General features: G+C 50.6%; 25 protein-coding genes. 10 read left to right on the plus strand and 15 right to left on the minus strand.

What is annotated here, in order from left to right; translation table 11 throughout:
* Positions 1–47: 47 nt before the first annotated feature.
* The 3 genes from acs to PsAD5_RS04555 all read right to left on the minus strand — a co-directional run bounded on the left by acs (position 48) and on the right by PsAD5_RS04555 (position 3,338).
* Positions 48–1,997 (minus strand): acetate--CoA ligase, encoded by a 1,950-nt coding sequence (gene acs, locus PsAD5_RS04545; protein ID WP_063291235.1) that lies wholly within the window; start codon positions 1,995–1,997, stop codon positions 48–50.
* A 176-nt stretch (positions 1,998–2,173) separates the two neighbouring features.
* Complete coding sequence (locus PsAD5_RS04550; protein WP_084404298.1) at positions 2,174–2,572, minus strand: DUF1761 domain-containing protein; 399 nt, start codon at positions 2,570–2,572, stop codon at positions 2,174–2,176.
* 163 nt (positions 2,573–2,735) lie between these two features.
* Positions 2,736–3,338, minus strand: coding sequence for a glutathione S-transferase family protein (locus tag PsAD5_RS04555; RefSeq protein ID WP_063286461.1), 603 nt, complete (start codon positions 3,336–3,338; stop codon positions 2,736–2,738).
* Between the two features lie 463 nt (positions 3,339–3,801).
* Between PsAD5_RS04555 and PsAD5_RS04560 the strand changes: the two genes are divergently transcribed.
* Both PsAD5_RS04560 and PsAD5_RS04565 read left to right on the plus strand, forming a co-directional pair.
* On the plus strand, positions 3,802–5,145 hold the full coding sequence (locus PsAD5_RS04560; RefSeq protein WP_063291236.1) for a D-alanyl-D-alanine carboxypeptidase family protein: 1,344 nt from the start codon (positions 3,802–3,804) through the stop codon (positions 5,143–5,145).
* A 64-nt stretch (positions 5,146–5,209) separates the two neighbouring features.
* On the plus strand, positions 5,210–6,298 hold the full coding sequence (locus PsAD5_RS04565; protein ID WP_084404297.1) for a CobW family GTP-binding protein: 1,089 nt from the start codon (positions 5,210–5,212) through the stop codon (positions 6,296–6,298).
* A gap of 66 nt (positions 6,299–6,364) precedes the next feature.
* Here the strand turns inward: PsAD5_RS04565 and PsAD5_RS04570 are convergent, their stop codons facing one another.
* The 6 genes from PsAD5_RS04570 to PsAD5_RS04595 form a co-directional block, all read right to left on the minus strand.
* Positions 6,365–7,246 (minus strand): 3-hydroxybutyryl-CoA dehydrogenase, encoded by an 882-nt coding sequence (locus PsAD5_RS04570; protein WP_063286202.1) that lies wholly within the window; start codon positions 7,244–7,246, stop codon positions 6,365–6,367.
* Between the two features lie 146 nt (positions 7,247–7,392).
* Complete coding sequence (locus PsAD5_RS04575; RefSeq protein WP_063291238.1) at positions 7,393–8,322, minus strand: electron transfer flavoprotein subunit alpha/FixB family protein; 930 nt, start codon at positions 8,320–8,322, stop codon at positions 7,393–7,395.
* Between the two features lie 24 nt (positions 8,323–8,346).
* A complete protein-coding gene (locus PsAD5_RS04580; protein ID WP_057464633.1) occupies positions 8,347–9,096 on the minus strand; it encodes an electron transfer flavoprotein subunit beta/FixA family protein in 750 nt (249 codons plus the stop codon).
* A gap of 290 nt (positions 9,097–9,386) precedes the next feature.
* Positions 9,387–9,962 (minus strand): cob(I)yrinic acid a,c-diamide adenosyltransferase, encoded by a 576-nt coding sequence (locus tag PsAD5_RS04585; RefSeq protein ID WP_063291239.1) that lies wholly within the window; start codon positions 9,960–9,962, stop codon positions 9,387–9,389.
* 23 nt (positions 9,963–9,985) lie between these two features.
* Positions 9,986–10,180 (minus strand): twin transmembrane helix small protein, encoded by a 195-nt coding sequence (locus tag PsAD5_RS04590; protein ID WP_063291240.1) that lies wholly within the window; start codon positions 10,178–10,180, stop codon positions 9,986–9,988.
* A 40-nt stretch (positions 10,181–10,220) separates the two neighbouring features.
* A complete protein-coding gene (locus PsAD5_RS04595; RefSeq protein ID WP_084404299.1) occupies positions 10,221–10,751 on the minus strand; it encodes a TspO/MBR family protein in 531 nt (176 codons plus the stop codon).
* A 182-nt stretch (positions 10,752–10,933) separates the two neighbouring features.
* On the opposite strand from PsAD5_RS04595, the gene PsAD5_RS04600 reads away from it, so the two are divergent.
* The 4 genes from PsAD5_RS04600 to PsAD5_RS04615 all read left to right on the plus strand — a co-directional run bounded on the left by PsAD5_RS04600 (position 10,934) and on the right by PsAD5_RS04615 (position 14,510).
* A complete protein-coding gene (locus PsAD5_RS04600; protein WP_063286198.1) occupies positions 10,934–12,085 on the plus strand; it encodes an MFS transporter in 1,152 nt (383 codons plus the stop codon).
* A gap of 8 nt (positions 12,086–12,093) precedes the next feature.
* Positions 12,094–12,600 (plus strand): GNAT family N-acetyltransferase, encoded by a 507-nt coding sequence (locus tag PsAD5_RS04605; RefSeq protein ID WP_063291241.1) that lies wholly within the window; start codon positions 12,094–12,096, stop codon positions 12,598–12,600.
* A 117-nt stretch (positions 12,601–12,717) separates the two neighbouring features.
* On the plus strand, positions 12,718–13,152 hold the full coding sequence (locus PsAD5_RS04610) for a type III secretion system chaperone (RefSeq protein ID WP_063291242.1): 435 nt from the start codon (positions 12,718–12,720) through the stop codon (positions 13,150–13,152).
* 29 nt (positions 13,153–13,181) lie between these two features.
* On the plus strand, positions 13,182–14,510 hold the full coding sequence (locus tag PsAD5_RS04615; RefSeq protein ID WP_063291243.1) for a hypothetical protein: 1,329 nt from the start codon (positions 13,182–13,184) through the stop codon (positions 14,508–14,510).
* 238 nt (positions 14,511–14,748) lie between these two features.
* Here the strand turns inward: PsAD5_RS04615 and cls are convergent, their stop codons facing one another.
* From cls to PsAD5_RS04635, 4 genes are all read right to left on the minus strand, one after another.
* Positions 14,749–16,179 carry a cardiolipin synthase gene (gene cls, locus PsAD5_RS04620; protein ID WP_063291244.1) on the minus strand — a complete coding sequence of 477 codons (1,431 nt, stop codon included), beginning with the start codon at positions 16,177–16,179 and terminating at the stop codon, positions 14,749–14,751.
* A gap of 63 nt (positions 16,180–16,242) precedes the next feature.
* On the minus strand, positions 16,243–16,554 hold the full coding sequence (locus tag PsAD5_RS04625) for a YrhK family protein (protein WP_063291245.1): 312 nt from the start codon (positions 16,552–16,554) through the stop codon (positions 16,243–16,245).
* Between the two features lie 94 nt (positions 16,555–16,648).
* Positions 16,649–17,500: an SDR family oxidoreductase gene (locus tag PsAD5_RS04630; protein ID WP_063291246.1), complete on the minus strand. Its 852-nt coding sequence runs from the start codon at positions 17,498–17,500 to the stop codon at positions 16,649–16,651.
* A 20-nt stretch (positions 17,501–17,520) separates the two neighbouring features.
* The gene (locus PsAD5_RS04635) at positions 17,521–18,762 is read right to left on the minus strand and encodes a ubiquinone biosynthesis hydroxylase (RefSeq protein ID WP_063286194.1); all 1,242 of its coding nucleotides are present in this window, start codon (positions 18,760–18,762) and stop codon (positions 17,521–17,523) included.
* A 112-nt stretch (positions 18,763–18,874) separates the two neighbouring features.
* Between PsAD5_RS04635 and tesB the strand changes: the two genes are divergently transcribed.
* The gene (gene tesB, locus PsAD5_RS04640; RefSeq protein WP_063291247.1) at positions 18,875–19,756 is read left to right on the plus strand and encodes an acyl-CoA thioesterase II; all 882 of its coding nucleotides are present in this window, start codon (positions 18,875–18,877) and stop codon (positions 19,754–19,756) included.
* A gap of 88 nt (positions 19,757–19,844) precedes the next feature.
* Complete coding sequence (locus tag PsAD5_RS04645; protein WP_063291248.1) at positions 19,845–20,225, plus strand: VOC family protein; 381 nt, start codon at positions 19,845–19,847, stop codon at positions 20,223–20,225.
* Between the two features lie 20 nt (positions 20,226–20,245).
* Here the strand turns inward: PsAD5_RS04645 and PsAD5_RS04650 are convergent, their stop codons facing one another.
* The gene (locus PsAD5_RS04650; RefSeq protein WP_057464643.1) at positions 20,246–20,710 is read right to left on the minus strand and encodes a YccF family protein; all 465 of its coding nucleotides are present in this window, start codon (positions 20,708–20,710) and stop codon (positions 20,246–20,248) included.
* Between the two features lie 67 nt (positions 20,711–20,777).
* Entirely contained in the window at positions 20,778–21,446 is a 669-nt protein-coding gene (gene tlpA, locus PsAD5_RS04655; protein WP_057464644.1) for a thiol:disulfide interchange protein TlpA, read from the minus strand.
* A 29-nt stretch (positions 21,447–21,475) separates the two neighbouring features.
* Between tlpA and argH the strand changes: the two genes are divergently transcribed.
* Together argH and lptM are read left to right on the plus strand one after the other, a co-directional pair.
* Positions 21,476–22,876: an argininosuccinate lyase gene (gene argH, locus PsAD5_RS04660; RefSeq protein ID WP_063291249.1), complete on the plus strand. Its 1,401-nt coding sequence runs from the start codon at positions 21,476–21,478 to the stop codon at positions 22,874–22,876.
* Between the two features lie 139 nt (positions 22,877–23,015).
* Positions 23,016–23,285 (plus strand): LPS translocon maturation chaperone LptM, encoded by a 270-nt coding sequence (gene lptM, locus PsAD5_RS04665; RefSeq protein WP_057464646.1) that lies wholly within the window; start codon positions 23,016–23,018, stop codon positions 23,283–23,285.
* The last annotated feature ends 28 nt before the right edge of the window (positions 23,286–23,313 follow it).

Raw genomic sequence — 23,313 nt, forward strand, 5'->3', positions numbered from 1 at the left:
CAAATCAGCGGGGTTTTGTTTTCTGGGCTGAATTCAATAGGCGTGGCCTACACGGTTTCAGCTTTGTTTTGGCGGTTGTCGATTAGGTCGCCTACGACGGTTGGGTCGGCTAGGGTTGAGGTGTCGCCCAGGTTGTCGAAGCTGTCCTCTGCGATTTTGCGGAGGATGCGGCGCATGATTTTACCGCTACGGGTCTTTGGTAGGCCCGGGGCGAACTGGATGAGGTCTGGAGATGCAATTGGGCCGATTTCAGCGCGAACGTGCTTCACCAGTTTCTTCTTCAGTTCTTCAGATGGTTCCAAGCCTTCCATGAGGGTGACATAGGCGTAGATGCCTTGTCCCTTCACATCATGCGGATAGCCAACTACAGCAGCTTCTGAGACCTCTGGGTGAGCGACGAGGGCGCTTTCAACTTCAGCAGTCCCCATGCGGTGACCAGATACGTTGATCACGTCATCAACCCGGCCTGTGATCCAGTAGTAACCATCTTCGTCACGACGGCAGCCATCGCCAGTGAAGTAGAAGCCTTTGTAGGTGGCGAAGTAGGTTTGGACGAAGCGCTCATGGTCTCCGTAGACGGTTCGCATTTGACCCGGCCAGCTGTCTGTTATGACGAGGTTACCTTCAGTTGCGCCTTCCTGGAAGTTGCCTTCAGCATCGACAATAGCTGGCTGAATGCCGAAGAATGGGCGTGTTGCAGAGCCTGGCTTGAGATCGGTTGCCCCTGGTAGAGGCGTGATCAAGATACCGCCGGTTTCGGTTTGCCACCACGTATCAACGATTGGGCAACGCTGCTCGCCGACCACGTTGTTGTACCATAGCCATGCTTCTGGATTAATTGGCTCGCCGACTGATCCAAGAACGCGCAATGATTTGCGGGATGTGTTGGTTACATATTCATCACCAGCACCCATCAATGCACGGATTGCGGTCGGGGCGGTGTAGAAGATGTTGACGTTGTGTTTGTCACAAACTTCCCAGAAACGACCTGCTGTCGGGTAGGTAGGTACACCCTCAAACATGAGTGTTGTTGCGCCGTTTGCTAGTGGACCGTAGAGGATGTAGCTGTGGCCTGTGACCCAACCAACATCAGCAGTACACCAATAGACCTCGCCTGGGTGGTAGTCGAAAACGTATTGATGCGTCATGGAGGCATACACGAGATAACCACCAGAGGTGTGCATCACGCCTTTTGGTTGGCCTGTGGAGCCTGACGTATAGAGAATGAAGAGTGGGTCTTCAGCATCCATTTCTGCTGGCGGGCAATCTGCAGAAACTTTCTCGGTTTCTTCATGATACCAGAGGTCGCGGCCATCCATCATGTTGACGTTGCCACCGGTGCGTTTCACAACGAAGACCTTGTCGACATTGCCGCATTTTTCGATTGCGCGGTCAGTGTTTTCTTTCAAAGGTACAGTTCGACCACCGCGGACGCCTTCGTCAGCTGTGATGACAAAGCGTGATTTACAGTCTTCGATACGTCCGGCCAAGCTGTCAGGTGAGAAACCGCCGAACACAACAGAGTGCACTGCGCCGATCCGGGCACACGCAAGCATTGCGTAGGCTGCTTCAGGGATCATTGGCATATAGACAGTGACGCGATCGCCTTTTTGCACGCCATTGGCCAACATCACGTTTGCGAAACGGTTCACTTCTTCAGAAAGCTGTTTGTAGGTGATTGTCTTGCTTTGATCCGGCTCATCACCCTCCCAGATGATTGCAGGCTGATCACCGCGTTCTGCCAGATGACGGTCAATACAGTTGGCTGCTACGTTCAGCGTGCCGTCTTCAAACCATTTGATGGAAACATTGTGGTAGTCATAGGACGTGTTTTTGACCTTGGAATAAGGCTTTATCCAGTCAATCCGTTTCCCGTGCTCTCCCCAGAACCCATCTGGATCCTCAACGGACTTCTTGTACATTTCCAAGTACTGCTCGTTGTTGAGCAGAGCGTTTTCGGCAATCTCAGCCGGTACTGGATATACATCACCAGTCATGGTCAATCTCCCCATTTCCTCCACGGGTAATCACATACCCAACTCCTGTGGCGTATTATGGGCAGCTGCCGTTGGGGCGTCTAGCGAATATGCTTCGAACTTTCGTAGGTCCCGTTGTCTCTAGGTTCGTTTGGCCTACGAAAATTCAGCAATACGAGATATCGAGCTACTCGGAATTAGCCAGAAATCAGCGCATAAACTGCACCTTGAACCATCAAAACACCGAGCCAATGGCCAGCATCGATGAGCGTCAGCATCCATGAAGCCCGTTGGAATTTGTGATTGACGATCAGGCCTGTGAGTACGAAGCCACCCCAGATTACGATTGCTGCGGTCACGCCACTGGCAATGGTGACTGAGCCTGAGTAAACGAGGATCCCGGCAAGGAAGAAAGCCATGATCATTTCGCAGAGAAAAGTTATGACGTAAGTGGAAGGAGACATTTGAACGTCTTCTTCTGAGATGCCGACAGCTTTCATCCAAGAATATGAAAGCACATAGTACCAGATAGATCCGAAAATATATGAAGCGATTCCCGCGGCAAGCACACCCGGTAAGTAAATTCCTTCAATCATATCAATACACCTTGTAAAAGATATGGTGTGCACATGACTTGAGTATTTATTATTCGAAAAATGTATTGAAAATTTTTGGTAGCTTCAAGTCCCAGCGGATTTGTAGCTGGCTGTTGAAACAATAGGAGAGGGTGGACAAGACCACCCTCAAAATTCAGGTAGGTTATTGCATTGCCGCAGCTTTTTCATTGGCCTTTGCAAGAGCTGGACGACTCAAAGTTCTTGAAAAATATTTGCTAACGGGTCCTTCCGGCCATTCGAACTTGGAGACTTTGGCCCAGATTGCACAATGACCGATGATGATATCAGCAATTGTGAAGGTGTCGCCCATTGCCCAAGTGTTTTCGCCAAGGCGTTTTTCAAGCTGCTGCATCGATCTGTTCCACTCAAATCGGCAGGCGGGTTTGATGTCTGGTACGCGTTGGTCTTCCGGGTGAATGAATGAGTGTTTTGCAGCCATCCAGAGAATGGAGTCCATTTCATCGAGCGCAAAGTTGGTAAAACTATCCTGCCGGGCACGATCTAAAGTTCCTGATGGGAACGACAGGCTGGAATGTTTGTCTGCCAAATAGGTACAGATTGCTGTTGAATCGTAGATGGTTTCTCCATCAACGATCAGGGCAGGGATCTTGCCTGATGGGTTTACGGCATAAACATCTTCCTGATGAGGTTTGCTAGGCACAACCTCGTAAGGCAAGTTCAGTTCTTCCAGCAACCAGAGTACCCGCATGGTTCTTGATTGTGGGTGGCCAATAACTTTGTACATAAGATCCTCCTCTTGGATCTGATCATCTGCGTTGATTATGAAAAAGAAAAGCAAGAATGAGTGCGACTTGAGGATAAGCTTTCAAATTACAAGGCGTGCAGCGTTAAATAGGCAAAGTTGATCGATGCTGAGGTGAGTAAAAAGAAATGCCCCTTACAACTGAAGGGGTGATTACGACAGTGTCTCTTTGGTAGTTTGATTTCACAAAATAACCATCTCAAGAAAATGCCTTGAAATGTTTGGAAGTGGCGGTCTTTTACTGATATTGTCACCCTAATATTTCAGGAGAGACATCAATCTTTATTCCCGGTGTCTGGTGACATAGTTTTTATTGTTTACCCCTACTGTATTTCCTAACGGTAGCTTGGGCTGTTCATGAAACTAAACTAGCAACTGAGCTATCGAAGACAGCTATGCAATGGTTGTTTGCTGCATAAACTGGTAGGCGTGGAGCGGTAAGATCGTGAATTTTTCGGTTTATTGGATTGCCCAGAAACTTCGATTTTTTGCTGTTTTTGCAATAGCTTTTGCCTCCGTGCTGACAAATGCTCGTGCAGATGTTGCTGCATGGCTGTTGATGGATGCCGACAATGGACACGTTTTGGAGCAGAACGGCGCTTTCGACCGTTGGTACCCAGCTTCCCTAACAAAGATGATGACCGCCTATATTGCCTTCAAGAGTATCTCTCAGGGAGAGATGGCCATGAGCGATATGGTGATGGTCTCTCAAAACGCACTCAATCAACCACCGAGTAAGATGGGCTTCAAAGTCGGGACGACAATCACGCTCGACAATGCCTTGAAAATGATCCTCGTAAAGTCGGCAAATGACATTGCAGTAGCTGTTGCTGAACGGGTAGGTGGCACTGAAGAAAGCTTTATCAGCCAGATGAATGCGACTGCGCGTCGGTTGGGGATGACGCATACTAATTTTGTCAATCCTCACGGGCTACCAGACAATCGTCAGGTTTCATCCGCACGTGATATGGCGCTGCTTGCAAGTGCGCTGTGGAGCCAGTTTCCGCAGTATCGTTCTTATGTGAGCCACCCGGGAATTCGATTTGGCCGAAGAACATTTCGGTCTGGAAACAGAGACTTCCTTCTGCGTACTGCTGGCGCTAACGGATTGAAAACTGGATATATTTGTAATTCCGGTTTCAATGTAGCGACTTCTGCAACACGCAATGGAAAAACAGTTATCGCTGTTGTTCTGGGGGCAGCTTCCAGTTTAGAGCGCTCAGCCTTTGCCAAGAAACTTATTGATAGTGGTTTCAAGAAGACAGCGGGAACTAAAATTACTGCTTTCCGCGGCAGTGGGAATATCAACCCACCAAAGGACCACTATTGTAAGCGCAATGCCAAGCCAACGGCTCAGCAACTTGTTGATCGCTTTGGGACAAAACGTGGTTCTGCCAGCATGATGGCTTATGCCGATGCCGGCAGTCCGAGCCCACGCGGGAAGTCCATTCGTCTTTCCAAGAAGAAAGTGAACTGGGGTTTGGTCTATGAAGAAATTCTGGGCCCGCAGCTAAAGTCATATGCACCGGTGACTGTGCGCATTGGCAATGAGCATCCGGTTGTCGCACTGAAAAAGCTTGGAAATGCAGTGCCTTTGCCAATGCCTAAACCAGGGTCGCAAAAAGGTTTGGAGCCTGCGCCGATTGGAGGCATTCAGCAACTTAATGTGCCAGTGGGCAAGGGTACTTCTTTGCGGCCTTTGAAATCGACTTCTAAACGAGATTTGTTTGGCAGCCCGGGTGGGCTCTATGCTAATACGTCTGCCTTCGGTAAAACGCAGTCACCGTAGCTACAGGCAGTGCAGAATTATGGCTAGTACCCAAGAGAGGCGGAGTCCGCCAACCCCGATCCCAATGAGCGTCATTACTGGCTTTCTGGGAGCAGGTAAAACAACGCTTCTTAATCGAATTCTCAAAGAGCCAGTGTTGGAAAATACAGCGGTCATCATCAATGAATTTGGTGAGATCGGTTTGGATCATTTGCTCGTAGATACCATTGATGATGGGATTATAGAGCTATCATCTGGTTGTTTGTGCTGCACTATTCGTGGTGATCTCATCAACACGCTGGAAGATATTCTGCGCCGTATCGACAATGGCCGCATGAAGAAAATCGACCGTGTGATTATTGAAACAACAGGTTTGGCCGACCCAGCGCCTGTGTTGCACACTGTGATGCTACATCCGTATTTGGTTATGCGATATCGGCTTGATGGCGTGGTGACATTGGTCGATTCCGTCAACGGTCTGGATACGATCCACTCTCATGAGGAAGCAGTCAAACAAGTTGCTGTTGCTGATCGTATCGTGATGACGAAGACGGATTTGCAGGAGCCTTCTGATGATTTACTGGCTGAGCTGAAGCATCTGAACCCTGGCGCAACTGTGCTCAATGCTCAAGATGGCTCTGCAACGGCTGCAGCTCTCATCAACTGCGGACTGTACAATCCTGAAAGCAAAATCCCAGATGTTCAGAAATGGTTGAGGGAAGAGGCGTACAAAGATGAGCACGCTTCGCATGATCATCATGGACACCATCATCATGACCCAAACCGCCATGGCAAAGATGTTCGCGCCTTTACACTTGAGACCGACAGCGCGATCCCCAATGCTGCACTAGAGATGTTTCTGGACCTGCTACGCTCTGCACATGGCCCTAAGCTTTTGCGCGTTAAAGGGATTATAAAGACCATAGAGCACCCGGATCAGCCTTTAGTGATCCATGGGGTGCAGCATGTCTTCCATCCACCTGCACGGCTTGCAGAGTGGCCTGATGCTGATCAAAGAACGCGGCTCGTCTTCATTACCAAAGGCCTTTCTGAGGGCTTTGTGAAGAAAATGTTTGATGCATTCACCGGCGGTGTTGCTGCCGACACGCCTGACCGCACTGCGATGATGGATAATCCTCTTTCCATTGGTGGATTCAGCGGTACGTTTAAGTAACCAGCTGAACCGCAGCAATAAAAAAGCCCGCTCATGTGGCGGGCTTTTGTGTGTCTTATAAACGCTTTAGCGCGTAGGGACCGGAACCTCACCGCGGTAGTCATAGAAACCACGCTGGGTTTTGCGCCCAAGCCAGCCAGCCTCAACGTACTTCACGAGTAGTGGGCATGGGCGGTATTTGCTGTCTGCGAGGCCTTCATAGAGCACCTGCATGATGGACAGGCAGATATCTAGGCCAATGAAATCAGCCAGTTGCAGCGGTCCCATCGGGTGATTTGCACCCAGGCGCATTGCTGTGTCGATTGCTTCAACGGAGCCAACACCTTCATAAAGAGTGTAGATCGCTTCGTTGATCATAGGCAGCAGAATACGGTTCACCATAAAGGCTGGGAAGTCTTCTGAAACTGCAATCGTCTTATGCAAGCCAAGGGTGTAGCCCTTGGAAAGTTCAAAGGTTTCATCGCTGGTTGCAATGCCACGAACAAGCTCAACGAGTTCCATAAGCGGAACCGGATTCATGAAGTGGATGCCGATGAATTTTTCCGGACGGTCTGTAGCAGATGCCAGACGCGTGATGGAAATAGACGAAGTGTTTGTGCCAAGGATGGCATCAGGCTTCAAAATCGGGCAAACACTTTGATAAACCTTGCGTTTGACCTGCTCGTTTTCACTCACAGCTTCAACAACGAGGTCTGCATCGCTTAGGGATTTAACATCGTCAGATGTTTTGATACGGGTAAGAGCGAGGTCGCGATCTTCTTCAGTGATCGTGCCCTTTGAGATCTGACGTGCCATATTGCCATTGATGCTGGCCAGGCCTCTGTCGATACGATCCTGATCGATATCGTGAAGCACGATATCGTATCCTGCCAAAGCACTTACGTGTGCGATGCCATTGCCCATTTGACCGGCGCCAATAACACCGACTTTCTTTACTTCGACCACCATTGTCAGATCCAAATTCTTACAAGCATCGGTTAAACGTGCTTTGACGTTCTCGTAACAACATACATCGCAAGTCTTGCCTCAAACAGCAAGAACCCCAGAATGAAATATTAACATCCCGGGGTTCCTGAAAAGCTAATCAAATATGATTAGAGGGCTTTTTCCAGTTCAGGAAGAGCCTCGAACAGGTCTGCGACAAGTCCGTAATCAGCAACCTGGAAGATTGGTGCTTCTTCGTCTTTGTTAATTGCGACGATGATCTTGGAATCTTTCATGCCTGCAAGGTGCTGAATTGCACCGGAAATGCCGCAAGCGATGTAAAGATCAGGTGCAACAACCTTACCGGTTTGGCCAACCTGCCAATCGTTTGGTGCGTAACCAGCATCAACAGCTGCACGGGATGCACCGATTGCTGCGCCGAGCTTATCAGCAACAGGGGTGATGACTTCGTTGAACTTCTCTTCGGAACCGAGAGCACGACCACCGGAGATGATGATCTTAGCGCCTGCGAGTTCTGGACGATCAGAAGCTGCGATTTCTTCACCCACGAAGGAGGAAATTGCCGGATCAGCAGAAGCTGCAGCAGCTTCAACCGGAGCAGAGCCACCTTCAGCAGTTGCGGCGAAGGATGCTGTACGAACAGTCAGAACCTTCTTTGCATCAGCAGACTGTACAGTCTGGATTGCGTTACCTGCATAGATTGGACGCTTGAACGTGTCCGCAGATTCAACGGCAATGATTTCAGAGATCTGCATCACGTCGAGCTTAGCAGCAACGCGTGGCAGAGTGTTTTTGCCATTGGTTGTCGCAGCAGCAACAACAGCGTCGTAATCAGCAGCAAGTGCAACGATCAGATCGCCAACTGGTTCAGCAAGCTGGTGCTCATATGCTGCATCGTCAGCAACAAGAACTTTAGCAACGCCAGACAGTTTGGAAGCAGCTTCAGCTGCTGCGCCACAGTCTTTACCAGCAACGAGGACATGAACGTCGCCGCCCATTTCTACAGCTGCTGTCAGTGCCTTAGCCGTTGCTTCGTTCAAAGCAGAATTGGAATGTTCAGCCACAAGAAGCGTGGTCATAATGCTAACTCCTCTTGACCTATCTTAAAGAACGCCAGCTTCGTTTTTGAGCTTGTCTACCAGCTCATCAACGGAAGCGACCTTAACGCCTGCCTTGCGTGCATCAGGCTCAGCAGTGTTGAGAACCTTGAGGCGAGGGGTAGCGTCTACGCCATAGTCTGCCAGTGTTTTCTCAGCAATCGGCTTTTTCTTTGCCTTCATGATGTTTGGCAGAGAAGCGTAGCGAGGCTCGTTCAAACGCAGGTCAGTGGTGACAATCGCTGGCATGTTCAGCTTAACAGTCTGCAGACCACCGTCGATTTCGCGGGTGACGTCTACTGTGTTATCGCCAAGGTCAACCTTGGAAGCGAATGTGCCCTGTGCCCAGCCGAGAAGTGCAGCAAGCATCTGACCAGTCTGGTTGCAGTCGTCATCGATCGCCTGTTTGCCGAGGATAACGAGACCTGGCTCTTCTTCGTCAACGATGCCTTTGAGAACCTTAGCTACCGCGAGAGGCTCCGCAATGTCGTCGGTCTGAACGAGGATACCGCGGTCAGCGCCCATTGCGAGGCCGGTGCGGATCGTTTCAGTCGCCTGCTTAGGGCCGATGGAAACAACAATGATCTCAGTTGCTTTACCAGCTTCTTTCAGGCGAAGAGCCTCTTCAACGGCGATTTCGTCGAAAGGGTTCATGGACATTTTGACGTTTGCGAGTTCAACGCCGGAGCCATCCGCTTTCACGCGAACTTTTACGTTATAGTCAACGACCCGTTTTACGGGCACGAGAATTTTCATGTTCCTAGAACCTCCACTAGAAATGCAGGGGAGTATGCGTCGCCACCAAGTTGATAAGACACAGCTTCCGCCGGGCTACCAGAGCCAAAAGGGAATGCAAATTGCATTACATTTGCGGCGACCGTACTGAGCAATTTTGGGGCTGTCAACGATCGCCTAGGGTAAATAGGTATTGGGTTTCAACCAATGTATAAGGCCAAGTGGCCTTATGGTGAAGATAGTTGTCCATAAGTGTTGATAGTTTACCTATTCGTCAAGCACCTTTGATCAAATTCTTCATCAAAAAATCGCTATCTGTTTTTGCCCGCTACCCACAAAACATCGCCTTCGCCCTTCAAATTTGCATAGCGTGATGCAACAAAGAAGAGGTCGGAGAGGCGGTTGAGATACTGCAAAGCTTGCTTGTTGACCTTCTCTTTTTGAGAGAGCGCAGCAACGAGACGCTCAGCGCGGCGAGAGACGGTTCTGGCTTGATGCAAGTGTGTTGCCAGCGGTGTGCCACCCGGTAATACAAATGATTTCAACGGTGTAAGCTCAACGTTCATCTGGTCGATTGCGTCTTCCAGAGCGTTGACCTGATTATCTGTGATGCGCAGCGGTTCGTATCCGAGGTCTTCGCCGGTGTCTGGTGTTGCCAGATCGGCGCCGAGATCGAACAAGTCATTCTGAATACGGCCAAGCAGTTCATCCAGCACTGGCATCTCTTTGGATGCGTGCAGGCGGACTATGCCGACGACTGAGTTGGTTTCATCAACGGTTCCGTAGGCTTCAATGCGCAGATCATGCTTTTGCCTGCGCTCTCCGCTGCCAAGTGCAGTGGTGCCGTCGTCGCCAGTTTTTGTATAGATCTTATTGAGAGTGACCATTTTCTACTAGTTTCAAACCAAAATCAGGATGTGCTTGCGAAGTAAACGGAAAGCATAATCAATATGATAGCTGCGAACTGCAACAGAACACGATATCTCATAAGCTTTTGCGAACGGTTTGGATCTCCACCGCGTATCATGTTCCAAAGGCCGAGGGCGAGGACCAGAGCGACGGCGAATAGAGCAATAGGAACTAGAGTGGCAACAATACCGCTCATCAAAATCTCCAATAATAAAAGTCTCGATTGAGGTGTTGGATTAATTCAGAACCACAATAGAGGCATTCAGGACGGCTGCAAAGCTAACCCAAAGGAGATAGGGCAGATATAGCCATGCTGCAAAGGTTTGCGCTCTATAAAATAGGCGGAAAGTGAAAAAACTTAGCGCGAGCAAGATGATAAGGACAACAAGGCCAAGTGTCGGGTTTTGCTGTCCGAAGAATGCCCAGGACCAAATGCCATTTAAAAACAACACTATAACGAAAGTTAGCTGAATGCTGGTTTTCGAAGGTGGTTTGGCTGCCTCGTTGGTGCCAGTCTGTTGAAATTCGGTGGCCAGCCAGATGCTGATGCCGAGAAGTGTGTAGAGAACAGACCAAACCGGCGCGAAAATCCAATCAGGTGGATTAAAGGATGGTTTGTTGAGAGAGGCATACCATTCAGGGATGGCCGGTGCAGTAACGATGCCGCCGTAAGCTGCTGTTGCATAACATAAAAGTCCCCATCCAACGAGACGACTCCAGACAACTCTGTTCTTTAACTTCGCTTTTGTGGTGTCGCTAAGGGGCACGGAAATTCCTTTTGAAAGGTTTTGCGCAGAATTGCGTTTTTTGCGCATATTCCGCGTTGATTTGCGTTGTTACGTCAGCAAACGGCGTTGTGTTGTATTAGGTGCTCTACACAGCTTGCATTTTTCTAAAATATCACGCTAGATATTTAATAGGTCGTTTTTCTCTCTTCAAAGCATTTTCCATGACACAACAAGCAGTCCTTGGTGCGCGCGATGTGAATCTTATTCGCGGCGTCTTCTTTCTTCAACCCATCGCGCTGGGTGCCTGGTTTCCACGCATCGCAGAAATTCAGCAAAGACTTCAGGTGAGTGAAGGAGAGTTTGCCCTTGCGCTGGTTGGCATGCCGGTTGGGCTGCTGTTCATGCTGATGTTTGCCGGGCGACTAACGGAGAAGTTTGGAGCGCGCCAGCTTTTGATCGCGGGTCTGTTTGCGTTCATCTGTCTGATGCCATTGCCGACGTATGCCGAATCCATTCTGCAGCTGTTTGTTTATTTGGCAGTTGTTGGCAGCGCATTGGCGTTTGTGGAACTGTGCATGAACGTGATTGCGGATAAAACCGAGCGGAAGAGCGGGCAGCTCATTATGTCGGGCTGTCATGGCTTGTGGAGCCTTGGTGTGCTGGTGGGAAGTCTGATCAGCTCCGGCTTTTCCTGGGTTGGCTATGGGCCATCTGAAAGCATTCTCATGGCAAGTGGTATGGCGTTATTGCCAGCGCTGTTTACCTCCTACAGCCTGACAGAAGGCCGGGAGCCGGATGTCGCTGAGAAGTCTGAAAGTGGTTTCCAAATGCCGAGCGGAGCGCTGATTGCGGTGTGCTTCTTTGCGTTTGGTATCACCATGACAGAAGGGGCGATTGCGGACTGGTCTGCGATTTATGTGACTGATCTGTTTGATCTATCAGCTGGTTACGCGGGTATTGCTTATAGTGCCTTTGCTCTGATGGTGACATTCGGGCGCTTAACCGGAGACTGGTTGCGATCTCGTGTTGACGTTCAGATCGCAGCTGCCGGGATTGTTATCCTTGCTCTCATTGGTGTCGGAATTCTGGTGATTTCTCCAAACTACGCGGTGTCATTGCTTGGTTTTGGTCTGGTTGGGCTGGGTGTTTCTGGTGGCTTTCCGCTGGCTGTTACGGCTGCTGCTGAAAAACCGGGTCGCTCTGCTGCTGTTAATGTGGGCTTGATGACGCAGATTGCTCTCGGCGGTTTCCTCGTCGGTCCTCTCGTCATCGGCTACGCCGCTGATCACCTCGGTATCCAGGGCGGCTTTATGCTGATGTTACCGGCACTTGTGCTGAGTTTGCTGATGAGCCGGTCTCTGATTAAGCGGTGAGGGGAAGTATGAGAGAACTAGAGATTAGTTTTCGGAGCATTCCTGCAACGTTGACATACGAGCTACGTCAGCAAGTGCTCTGGCCAGAATCTCCCATAGAACGGGTCATGGTTCCAGAAGATCACCAGGCCCTTCATATTGGAGCCTTTGAAGAAGAAAACCTGATTGGTGTTGGGTCTTTCTTCTTCGATCTGCCCTCTGTGAGACTGCGAAAACTGGCGGTGTTGCCGGAAAAGCAAGGGCGCGGCATCGGAAGCAACCTCATTCGTTTTGCTGCAAACCAGCCTGACCTACAAAAGGCAGACAACATCTGGTGCGATGCAAGAGAAGATGCTGTTTCATTCTATCAGCGTTTAAGTTTCAAGGTTGAAGGGGATATCTTCGAGAAATTCGGAGTGAATTACCAACGTGCCTGTGCTGAGATTGCTGCGGTTGCGCAGCATTTAGTTAGAGATGAGGCGGTCTCGTATGGTGCTCACCTGTTGGGGCAGGGAAATACGCAAAACAGGCCTTAATCTCAAATGCCTTGATAGCGTGAGTTAGTTTTTCTTTTAAGTGACAAATAAGACAGCTGGTCGGCAAGAGTACTTCTAGGATTGACACAGTGTTCAATCGAGAAAGGCATATGCCCCGTGTCTAAGCAGAATGCAGAAAATGTATTGGTGCTCTTTGGAGAGCAGATCGGCCTTAGCAACTTGTGTCTGACAGAGGCTGGTGAATGTGTTCTTCAGTTTGATGAGTTGGTGTTGCAATTGTTTTGCGGCGATGATTGGCTGAAGGCGCTGATCGTGCTGAGTGACGAAGACGAAGTACCTGCAAACATGATGGCAAAGATGCTGCATGAGAATTTTCATGCAGTGCATGCTTATAGTTTTGCCCGCACTCCGATGGGGCAGGCTGCGTTGCTGGCGTCGTTGCCAACTTCTTCTCTCAACTTAACAATTTTCTCGCAATGGGTTGAGGAAATCCTGAAAGTTGCTGGCAGCTGGCAAGCTAAGTTGCAAGGCACTGAGCCAGTGCGATCTGAAGTCCTGAGTCTTGGTACTACTGATTTTCTCCCCGTGTAATCCCAACGATAAAAATTTGGAATATTCTCATGGTTGATGGCGTTTCTTCTTCTAATGTAGCGCAAGCTACACAACCTCAACATACAACAGGTGCTGGCATCGATGTGGATGCTATTCGTGCAGGTTCCAGCTTTGGCGGAAAAGTTGTAAATGTGTTGCGTGGCTTGGTGCACTTGGGGCCAACACAGGCTTCTGTTCAAAAGCATAATGACGATGTGAGCGCTCAGTTTTTTCAGGCCGCTTCGAAGCGATATGGGACCACGCTGGCCACGCAAGTCAGCGCTTCCTTGCTGCGTCAGGGGCAGGATGCAACTCCGGTGTCGAAACAGGAGTTGCGATCCGCAGATGCGACACTGCACGAAGTATTTGATGCTATTCGAAACTCTGATGAACTGAAGGCCTATATTCCAGGTGGTGCGGAGTTTACCAAGCTGGCACAGCGGTATCCGCTTTCTTCTCCTGCAGCACAACAGACCTTTGAGAGAAACCTTGTCAGCTTGGCTGTCGAACAAGGTGCGAAGGTTGAAAATGTTGAAGCTCTGGCAAATCTAGCAGCATCAACCGCAACAGGGCATGTGGTGCGCGCGTATGATGGTGAGCATTCTTTGAATGGTGCTCATAAGAATATCTTGGAGACTAAAGATATTCAAAAACTGCAGTCGCAAACACCTTGGGATGACAAGGAAGCTCAGGCAGGCTTGAAAACTCAACTAGATGCGAAAAAAAGTGAGCTGGTCAATAAAGATTTTGCGATCTCGACTGGATTTGGCTCTCCGACTTTCACAACGTTTGAGCGGCTGACCTCTGATGGAAAGATTGCAAACTCTGCCCCCGAGCTGCAACGAGATGGCAACAAGCTGCACCTCAGTATTAATGCAGATCAGTTGGAACAGGCTTATGATGTTTTGACGCCATTGTTGCTGTCTGAAGACAATCCGTTCCTTGGCTTTAAGGCGACAAACACCGAGGGTGCGCGGCAGACCCACGACAAAGAGATAGCGCGTCTCGAGAAGCGAGGAGACGTTGCTTCAGCTGAGTTTGAAGAGCGGCGTGCCGGGTTTGATCGGATTACACAAGGGGCACAGATCACTCTGTATCCTTACGCTGAGGATCCAAGTTTTGCTGATGGAGCTGATGCATTTAAGAACTTTGTTGGCAAGCTGGAGCAAGCTCTACAGGATGCTGGCATTGCGCCGGGGGTGATACCGGAATCTGATGCGGGAATTGACGGATTTTCTTTTGCGACTTTCCGAAATGAGTCTGGCTCACGAGGAGCGGCGTCTGGAGATAAGGCAATCTCCCAAGCGGATATAGACGCCCTGAAAGACAAGCCATTTTATCAAGCGCTCACGCGGTAATCTGATCCTGTTAGCTATAAATGAGTACTGAAAAAGAGGCCCATTGGCCTCTTTTTTATGAGCTAACGCGTAGCCTTTTAATTCAGACTTAGTGGTGTTATGGGCGCTGCGGTAGTCCATGGCGATGAGGCAGAAGATGGAAGAGCATTACACGATGCGCCATGGCCTTGCTGCTGATCCTTCCGGTATTTTTGTTAAGTCTGGTTAAGCACCAAACAGGCTATGTTTAGCTGCAGGACTACAAGATCGGGCTGACTGTTGCGATGATGTTGTTTTTTATTCGCTTGAGGTATGACCAACTGGAAACGGTTTCAAAAAAGACCTGATCTGAACTGTCGAGGTATTGCTGTTGTCGGCCTAGAACTGCGTTCGTTATTGTCTTGTCCTGCAACAGAATGTTGTTTTCGTAGTTTAGGTCAAAGCTTCGCAGATCAAGGTTGGAAGAGCCGATCAAAGTGATCTTGTTATCCATTGTGAGTGTCTTGGCGTGCAATAGACCGCCTTTGAATTCAAAGAGATCACAACCGGCCTCCAGAAGTTTGAAATAGTGGCTGCGACTTGCAGCTGCCACGATCCAGCTGTCGTTGACCTTTGGGAAAATCAAGGTGACCTTTACGCCTCGATAAGCCGCTGCGCGCAAGGCTTCCAGAACAGTTTCATCGGGGACAAAGTAGGGAGTCGATAATGCGAGTTCGAAGCGGGCGGTTGCAATCAGGCAGGCAAAGAGCTGAGGGGTTGCTCCTTTGCGTTCCGTTGGGCCATCGCCCATCACCTGTGCCGGGAACCCTTCTTGTGCCGGTTCTGACTTCAATTCAAAGTCATTTAGCTTTTCGCCTGTTGCTTGCATCCAATCGCTTATGAACAGAAGCTGGTTTTGCGTCACAATGGGCCCGGTCAGGCGTAGCATGATGTCGACCCAGGGAGCGTATTTTGCTTTGACCAGAAATTCCGGATCAGCTGAGTTTCTACTGCCGCAGTAAGTGACTTTCCCGTCGATAATAGTGATTTTACGGTGGTTGCGCAGGTCCAATCTACTGGTCAGGAGCGTTCGCACTGGTTTGTCCAGTGGCAGAGCGACAGCCAGTTGAACGCCTGCCTCCTTCATCTTCTCCCATAGCTGTGACTTTATGAGCTGGTGTGAGCCGAGACCATCTGCCATCGCGCGGCATACGACCCCTCGCTGGGTTGCTCTGATCAAAGCGTTGGCGAGTGCTGTGCCCGTGTGGTCATTTAGCCAGATGTAATAGAGAACATGCACATAGTCCTGCGCGGCATCGATGTCTGCTATCAAGCTGTCGCGGGTCGCTGTGGCATCTTCCATGAGTGTGGCACTGTTTCCAGCAACTGGATAAAAGCCGTTTATTGAACCAGCATAATGGAAGCTGTTGCGGTATTCCGGGTTGATCAGCTGATCGACATCAGCTGGCGTGCCCATGAATTGCTTAGCGTTTTCATGGATCTCATCAAAAATCTCTTTGTGGCGTTTGTCTGCGCGATGGCCAAGATCCGTTTCTCCAAAGAGGAAGTAAATGGCGATGCCGACATAGGGCAGCACGTTCAAAACGATGAACCAGGCGAGGCGAACCGGTGGTGACAAATCATCTCGCAGCAGAATTCGAATTGTAAACGTCAAAACTAATAGAACATGGAAAACTAGTATGAAGGTCATTTGAACTCGGTTGCGTTGAAATTTATTCCTGTGATTGATCGTTGGCGAACGTGTTGGTTAGGTTCACTTCATATCGGGGTTTAGCCAACCCGTATTATTCTCAGTGCCTTCAGGCAGGCCCTCATATTTTCCAAGGCGGATATATGCAATTTCCCGAAAGAGCTTAATTGTTGGGCGGAGTCCGAATAAAATTGATCCAACCAGAAATAGCCATGTTCCTAAATAGGTGGTTGCCTCTTTAAAAAAGAGAATGCTGCCAACGACGAACAAGGCTGCTGCAGAGAAATCAACAGCAGTATAAGCGAGTTCGCAATACGCATAAATTTGCTTATGTCGCTCACTCATTGTGCAGTTGTCAGGATGAAATAGTGCCATGGGGAATCTCTTTTGCTGGGGGCATAAATCCAAAGTGCGCGCAATACGGGGCACTGGGAGTTTGCTTTGAAGAAAACCGAGGGGTCTCGTTCTCTTACTCTTCCGACTTTGCAGACCTTCTCAGGATCATATCGATCATTGAGGTTGGCAGGATGCGCCGCAGAGTGCCCATGATGTGGGTTGGAACGGTTACGTAATAACGTGCCTTGGCCTTGGGGGCTTCAATGGCGTGGGTGAGTTTTTGGACGACTGCGTCAGGTGGGAGTTTGAATTTTGTGGTGCCGCCTTTGGCGAGCATGGAGAGACGGCGGTTGTAGCTTTCGCGGAAGTGGGAGGCGTTCTTGGTCTCCTCGCCGATTTCCTCATAGAACATTTTGACAGCTGTTTTGGAGAACTCGGATTGAATCGGACCCGGTTCGATTAAGCTCACCTGTATGCCTGAGCCATGCAATTCCAGCCGCAGGGTGTCGGTGTAGCCTTCCAGTGCGAACTTGGTGGCGTTGTAGGCGCCGCGGTAGTCCATGGCGACGAGGCCGAGAATGGAAGAGCATTGCACGATGCGGCCATGGCCTTGGTTGCGCATCACCGGAATGACAAGGCGGGTGAGTTCGTGCCAGCCGAAGAAGTTGGTTTCGAACTGACGGCGCAAGGCATCCGTGGGAAGGTCTTCGATGGCGCCGGGGAGGCCGTAAGCGCCGTTGTTGAAGAGCGCATCAAGGCGTCCGCCTGTGATTGCCAGAACTGACTCAACGGCGGCCTGAATAGATTCGGTTTCGCAATAATCTAAATGAAAGGCGTCAAAGCCTTCTGAGCGCAGGCGTTCTGCATCCTCTGGCTTGCGACAGGTGGGAAAGACCTGCCATCCTCTTTCTCTCAAAATGTGTGCAGCAGAGTAACCAATGCCGGTGGAACATCCGGTGATGAGGATGGAGCGTTTGTCTTTCACGTATGCGGCCTAAATCTGAGTTAAAGCGGATTGCCGAGGAGAAGTTTTGGGGAAGGGCCGGCCAGGCCTGCTGCTTCGCCGATGAAGTGTTTTTTCAGGAACGGCATGCGCTCAACAAGACCGAGGCCGAGGTCGCGAACTGCACGGACCGGGTCGATGTTGTTGGAGAACAGGCGGTTCAGCACGTCGGTGGTCATGCCCATCTGCCATGTATCGAAACGGCGCCAGCTCTGGTAGCGCTCCAGAATGTGTGCTGCACCGATATCGAGGCCGAGACGGTGGGCGTCTACAAGCACCTCTGAGAGGGCAGCAACGTCCTTGAAGCCGAAGTTGAGGCCCTGGCCGGCAATTGGGTGGATACCGTGGGCAGCATCGCCTGCTAGTGCGAAACGGTTGGAGACGAAAGAGCGCGCCAGCACGAGGTTCAGAGGAAACGCAGCGCGGGGTCCGTCCAGTTTGAGCTCGCCCAGATGATGACCGAAGCGGCGTTCCAGTTCGATTTCAAAGGTGAACTCATCGCCATTGACCAAGCGATTGGCTTCTGCTGTCTTTTCAGTCCAGACGATGGATGAGCGATTGCCTTTCAGTGGCAGGATCGCGAACGGACCGGAGGGCAGGAAGTGCTCTTCTGCGCGGCCATTGTGTGGGCGTTCATGTGCGATTGTGGTGACGATGCCGCTCTGATTGTAGCTCCAGCGATTGCATTGGATGCCTGCGAGATCGCGGAGTTTGGAGCGCACGCCATCAGCTGCCACGATCAAGCGTGACTGGATGGTTTTGCCGCTGCCGAGTGTGATGTTGACGTGGGCTGGCTCAACTGCAAAGTCTTTGACACTGTCGGGTGCGAAGATGTGAACGCCTGCATCGGTGGCTGCATCATGCAATGCGCCGACCATATGATTGTTCTGAACCATGTGGGCAAATGGTTCACCGTCATCAACATCGCCTGCAAATGTCAGGAAGATTGGGCGTACGCTGTCGTGCAGCTTGCTGTCTGTGACGATCATTTCGGTGATCGGCTGGGATTCATCTTCAAGCTTGTACCAGATGCCGAGTTGATCGAGCATGCGCACGGCACCTGCCGCGATGGCCGAGGAACGCGGATCGTTCTCGATGGCTGAGCGTGGGCGCAGGTCTACAAGCGCGATTTTCATGGACGGTTCTGATTGCTTCAAAGCGAGCGCAAGCGACAGCCCAACATACCCGCCGCCGCCAATGGTGACGTCATAAAGGTCTTCGGTGGCGGTCTGTTTCTTGCTCATAGAACTCTTCCCTGTAATCGCTCGGTTAGCCCAATTAACCGTTGACACTACCGATATAGCGCCACACTACTCACATGCAATCGAAATCACTACAAAAATAGGTTTGTCTGTAATGACGAAGGCTGTTGAAAATCTGCTGGACCTTTTGGATCTGGAGAAAATAGAGGAAAATCTGTTTCGTGGCACAAGCCCACAAAGCGGGTGGCAGCGTGTTTTTGGTGGACAGGTGATTGGTCAGGCCCTTGTTGCTGCCTCCCGAACGGTTGGCGCAGAACGTCAGGTCAATTCGCTGCATGGGTATTTTCTGCGTCCGGGCGATCCGAAGGTGCCAATCATCTATGAGGTTGACCGTATTCGTGATGGTGGCAGCTTTACAACACGGCGTGTTGTGGCGATCCAGCATGGTCATGCAATCTTCTCTATGTCCGCCTCTTACCAACGTGTTGAAAGTGGTATGGAGCATCAGATTGAGATGCCGGATGTGCCGATGCCGGAAGATTTGATGCCGATCTCTGAAATCTCCGATGAGCTGATCTCAAAGGCACCGGAGCCCGTGCAGAAGTACTGGAAGCGGGAGCGTCCGATTGAGTTGCGTCCATTGGATTTGGGGCAATATTTCTCTCGCAAGAAGCAAGAGCCGGTGCAGCATGTGTGGGTGCGGGCGGCTTCAAGGCTGCCGGATGATCCGCGTATTCACCAGTGCGTGCTGGCTTATGCCTCTGACATGACGCTTTTGGATACGGCGCTATTCCCGCATGGCATCAACGTGTTTGTGCCAAATCTGCAGGTGGCAAGTCTGGACCACGCCATGTGGTTCCACAGCGATTTCCGCTTTGATGAGTGGTTGCTTTACACGCAGGACAGCCCGCGTTCAGCGGGTGGCCGTGGTTTCAGTCGTGGCAGCCTTTACACGCGGGATGGTGTGTTGGTGGCTTCCGCTGTTCAGGAAGGCCTGATGCGGATGAGGGAGCGTCCTGTGCCGGGTAAGGGGTAAGATCAAAGATATTGCTTGGTGCAAGAGCTATACTTTGTCTGTAGCAATCTGTTTGTTTCTTTGATTTTTAAGATGACGGGGTGTGAGCATGTTTAAGCCCAATAGCGTTATTCTCTATGTCGAAGACGTGGAGAAAAGCACCAAGTTTTATACTGATGTTCTGCAAAGCAGTCCGATTGAGAGGTTTCGGGAATTTTCGCTGTTTTCTTTGGGAGACGACGTCACACTTGGCTTGCAGTCTGCGCAGGGGATTGACCCGAAACCTCAACCGTCCTTTGGCGGCTTTGAACTGTCACTGAGTGATGTGAGCCGGGAAGAGGTTGATCAGGTTTACAGTCTCTGGAAAGAGAAGGGCATTCCGATCGTTCTGGAGCCCACTGATCTGGACTTTGGCTACACGTTTGTTGCGACCGATCCTGACGGGCATCGGTTGCGGGTGTGCGCGACTGATACGACCAATGTGAGTTAGGGCACGCTGTGCCGGTTTCTCTAATATCTGTAGCTGTTTAGGGTTTCTCTGGCTTTGTATTGGCGTGCCAAGTCCGCTGTTTGGGTCGTTACAACACGGCGTCCGACGGGCCAGAAGGAAATTGCTGCGAGTTTGAAGGACTGAAGGCCAAAGGGAATGCCTATGATTGTCAGGCAGGTGAGAATGCCGGATATCACATAGCCTAGGAACAGCGAGAGGCCAAACGGCAGCCATAGGATGTTGAAGATGAAACCCAGGACCCCTGTTAAGACGGTGGTTGGCGTTGCACCTTTGTTATCCAGATCTCTTATGTGCACAATGTCCTTGCCAAAGGGCCATGCCGATAATTTGGCCATTTCCCAGGCTGCTCGTGTGTAAGGGAGGCCAATGATTGTGAGTGCGAACAGGAGGCCGTACACAAGCCACATCAGGGCCAGGTACCAGCCTCCAAGGACAAACCAGATTACATTTCCAGCGTAGCGCATAATAAATATCTCAAATTGATAAATGGATTTTGAGATGTATCTAAGTAGCCGCTACGTGAATTTCAATTCACTGAACCTTTTTCTGTCCAGCCAGCGCGGCGTTGACCAGTGCGAAGGCTTCTGGGGCTGCCCAGTCGGCAGGGCCGAACATGGTGCCGATTTCGCAGCCGTCTTCACCAATCATGATTGTGCTTGGCAGGCCTGGGGCTTTGCCTTTGGTGCGCAGGTTGTTGAAGGTGTCCATGGTGTGGTCTGAGAAGTATGCCAGATCCTTCACGCCGATATCGCTCAGGAACTTCAGTGGCTTTGGATTGTTCTCGCCGCGGTCCATGTTGACGGCGATGACGTTGAACTCTTCGCTGCCTGCCTCACGCTGCAGTTTGTCCAGATGCGGCATTTCTTTGCGGCACGGAGCGCACCAGGTGGCCCAAAGGTTGAGCAGCTTGGTGCCTTTCAGGTCTGCCATGGTGATGAAGTTGCCGTCAGCATCATTAAATTTCAGCTCAGAGAGATTCAAAGGCTTCTCGGCAGGCAGGAAAGCGGCCACTTCGCCTGTGGTCAAACCCTTGAGATTTTTTGCGGTATTCATTGAAGAAGAGCAGGCGAGGGCTTGTGGATCCTCACTTTTTTGCTGATTAAGCGCCCATACGGCTCCGCCTACGACGACAAATCCAGCTAATGCTGCAATAAGCCCTTTTCCGAGGCCGAACTTTCCGGTAACTGTCAGTTTCTTCATATTAAACCCAAATCATAATGAGGCTAGACATGAGCAACCGCATGTGGGGGGGCCGTTTTGCGGAAGGGCCAGATGCAATCATGGAAGAGATCAATGCTTCCATTGATTTTGATCGCAAGCTCTACCGACAAGACATAGCCGGGTCCAAGGCTCATGTTAGCATGTTGGCTGCACAGGGCATCGTTAGCGCAGAAGATGCCGAAAAGATAGCTCAGGGTCTAGACACAATTCTGTCAGAGATCGAAGAGGGCACCTTTACCTTCTCTCGTGCGCTTGAAGACATTCACATGAATATCGAAGCGCGTCTGGCTGAATTGATTGGCCCGACCGCTGGCCGTCTTCACACAGCTCGTTCACGTAACGACCAAGTTGCCACAGATTTCCGTCTTTGGGTACGCGACTCTTTGGACGATCTTGAGGCACAGGTGACCGACCTGATGCAGGCTCTTGCTGAAAAAGCAGAAGAGCATGCAGGGGTTGTGATGCCAGGCTTTACACACCTTCAGTCCGCGCAGCCGGTGACTTTCGGTCACCATCTGATGGCTTATGTCGAGATGTTCTCTCGTGACCGCTCCCGTCTTCAGGATGCGCGTGCGCGTATGAATGAGAGTCCTCTTGGCTGTGCTGCACTGGCTGGGACATCTTTCCCGATTGACCGTGAGATGACTGCGGCTTCACTTGGGTTTGACCGTCCGACTGCAAACTCTCTTGATGGTGTTTCTGACCGTGACTTTGCCATTGAAGCGCTGGCGGATGCGTCCATCTGTGCGATGCACTTGTCTCGTCTGGCAGAAGAGATTGTGATCTGGTGTTCTGCCCAGTTCGGCTTCATCAAGCTTTCCGACAAGTTTTCGACCGGTTCTTCCATCATGCCGCAGAAGAAGAACCCGGATGCAGCTGAGCTGATCCGTGCGAAGACTGGCCGTATTTATGGCGCTTTGAACTCTCTTCTCGTGATGATGAAGGGTTTGCCGCTGACCTACTCCAAGGACATGCAAGAAGACAAAGAGCAGGTGTTTGACGCTCTGCCGAACCTGTCTCTGGCTCTGGCAGCCATGACCGGCATGATGCGTGACCTTGAGCCGAATGTGAATACGCTGAAGAAAGCTGCCGGTTCCGGCTATTCTACCGCGACTGATCTGGCTGACTGGTGTGTGCGTGTGGTTGGCATGCCATTCCGTGATGCTCACCATGTGACTGGTGCACTTGTTAAGATGGCTGTCGATAAAGGTGTAGACCTGCATCGCCTGACATTGGAAGAGATGCAGAGCGTTGAACCGAAGATCACGGATGATGTCTACAGCGTTCTTTCCGTTGATAAATCTGTTCGCAGCCGTGTCTCTTATGGTGGCACAAGCCCGGTGAATGTGCGTAAGCAATCCCGCCGTTGGCTTAAGCAGCTTGAGCGTGAGCAGAAGACGGAAAAGTAAGTCTGTTCTTCGGATGATCTTGCAGTCATCGTTGTTACGGTGCAGAAATAAAACTGAGAGTAGGCTCGGGTTCGCCCGAGTCAGTCCTTAGGTCGAATTTCTGGTTTGGTAAGATCATCCAGATTGGAGCAGAGAAAACATGAGCTCGCAAGGCATGAAAGACATTACAAAAAGCCGTAGTTCCAAGCTTTTGATTGGCCTCACAATTGTTGCACTCGGTCTGAGTGTTTCCGCTTGTGGGCGTAAAGGCAGTTTGGAAACGCCAAGCCAAGCTCGGGCGACTGCAGATGGTGCACCGCCACCCCTGAACGATGCTCCTGTACCAGAGATCCCTGGAGATAAGGACGAAAGTCTGTTTCTGGATCCGTTGATTGGTGCGGATGAGGATGATCCCGACTTCAATTTTTAGACTGGTTCGCTAAGCCCACCGGGGCGGA

The sequence above is a fragment of the Pseudovibrio sp. Ad5 genome, assembly GCF_001623095.1.
In the GTDB taxonomy this organism is placed as follows: Bacteria; Pseudomonadota; Alphaproteobacteria; order Rhizobiales; family Stappiaceae; genus Pseudovibrio.

Coding starts and splice junctions, on each gene's coding strand:
- acs (WP_063291235.1), bottom strand. CDS start 1,997: ATGACTGGTGATGTATATCCAGTACCGGCTGAGATTGCCGAAAACGCT.
- PsAD5_RS04550 (WP_084404298.1), bottom strand. CDS start 2,572: ATGATTGAAGGAATTTACTTACCGGGTGTGCTTGCCGCGGGAATCGCT.
- PsAD5_RS04555 (WP_063286461.1), bottom strand. CDS start 3,338: ATGTACAAAGTTATTGGCCACCCACAATCAAGAACCATGCGGGTACTC.
- PsAD5_RS04565 (WP_084404297.1), top strand. CDS start 5,210: ATGAGCGTCATTACTGGCTTTCTGGGAGCAGGTAAAACAACGCTTCTT.
- PsAD5_RS04570 (WP_063286202.1), bottom strand. CDS start 7,246: ATGGTGGTCGAAGTAAAGAAAGTCGGTGTTATTGGCGCCGGTCAAATG.
- PsAD5_RS04575 (WP_063291238.1), bottom strand. CDS start 8,322: ATGACCACGCTTCTTGTGGCTGAACATTCCAATTCTGCTTTGAACGAA.
- PsAD5_RS04580 (WP_057464633.1), bottom strand. CDS start 9,096: ATGAAAATTCTCGTGCCCGTAAAACGGGTCGTTGACTATAACGTAAAA.
- PsAD5_RS04585 (WP_063291239.1), bottom strand. CDS start 9,962: ATGGTCACTCTCAATAAGATCTATACAAAAACTGGCGACGACGGCACC.
- PsAD5_RS04590 (WP_063291240.1), bottom strand. CDS start 10,180: ATGAGCGGTATTGTTGCCACTCTAGTTCCTATTGCTCTATTCGCCGTC.
- PsAD5_RS04600 (WP_063286198.1), top strand. CDS start 10,934: ATGACACAACAAGCAGTCCTTGGTGCGCGCGATGTGAATCTTATTCGC.
- PsAD5_RS04605 (WP_063291241.1), top strand. CDS start 12,094: ATGAGAGAACTAGAGATTAGTTTTCGGAGCATTCCTGCAACGTTGACA.
- PsAD5_RS04615 (WP_063291243.1), top strand. CDS start 13,182: ATGGTTGATGGCGTTTCTTCTTCTAATGTAGCGCAAGCTACACAACCT.
- cls (WP_063291244.1), bottom strand. CDS start 16,179: ATGACCTTCATACTAGTTTTCCATGTTCTATTAGTTTTGACGTTTACA.
- PsAD5_RS04625 (WP_063291245.1), bottom strand. CDS start 16,554: ATGGCACTATTTCATCCTGACAACTGCACAATGAGTGAGCGACATAAG.
- PsAD5_RS04635 (WP_063286194.1), bottom strand. CDS start 18,762: ATGAGCAAGAAACAGACCGCCACCGAAGACCTTTATGACGTCACCATT.
- tesB (WP_063291247.1), top strand. CDS start 18,875: ATGACGAAGGCTGTTGAAAATCTGCTGGACCTTTTGGATCTGGAGAAA.
- PsAD5_RS04645 (WP_063291248.1), top strand. CDS start 19,845: ATGTTTAAGCCCAATAGCGTTATTCTCTATGTCGAAGACGTGGAGAAA.
- PsAD5_RS04650 (WP_057464643.1), bottom strand. CDS start 20,710: ATGCGCTACGCTGGAAATGTAATCTGGTTTGTCCTTGGAGGCTGGTAC.
- tlpA (WP_057464644.1), bottom strand. CDS start 21,446: ATGAAGAAACTGACAGTTACCGGAAAGTTCGGCCTCGGAAAAGGGCTT.
- argH (WP_063291249.1), top strand. CDS start 21,476: ATGAGCAACCGCATGTGGGGGGGCCGTTTTGCGGAAGGGCCAGATGCA.
- lptM (WP_057464646.1), top strand. CDS start 23,016: ATGAGCTCGCAAGGCATGAAAGACATTACAAAAAGCCGTAGTTCCAAG.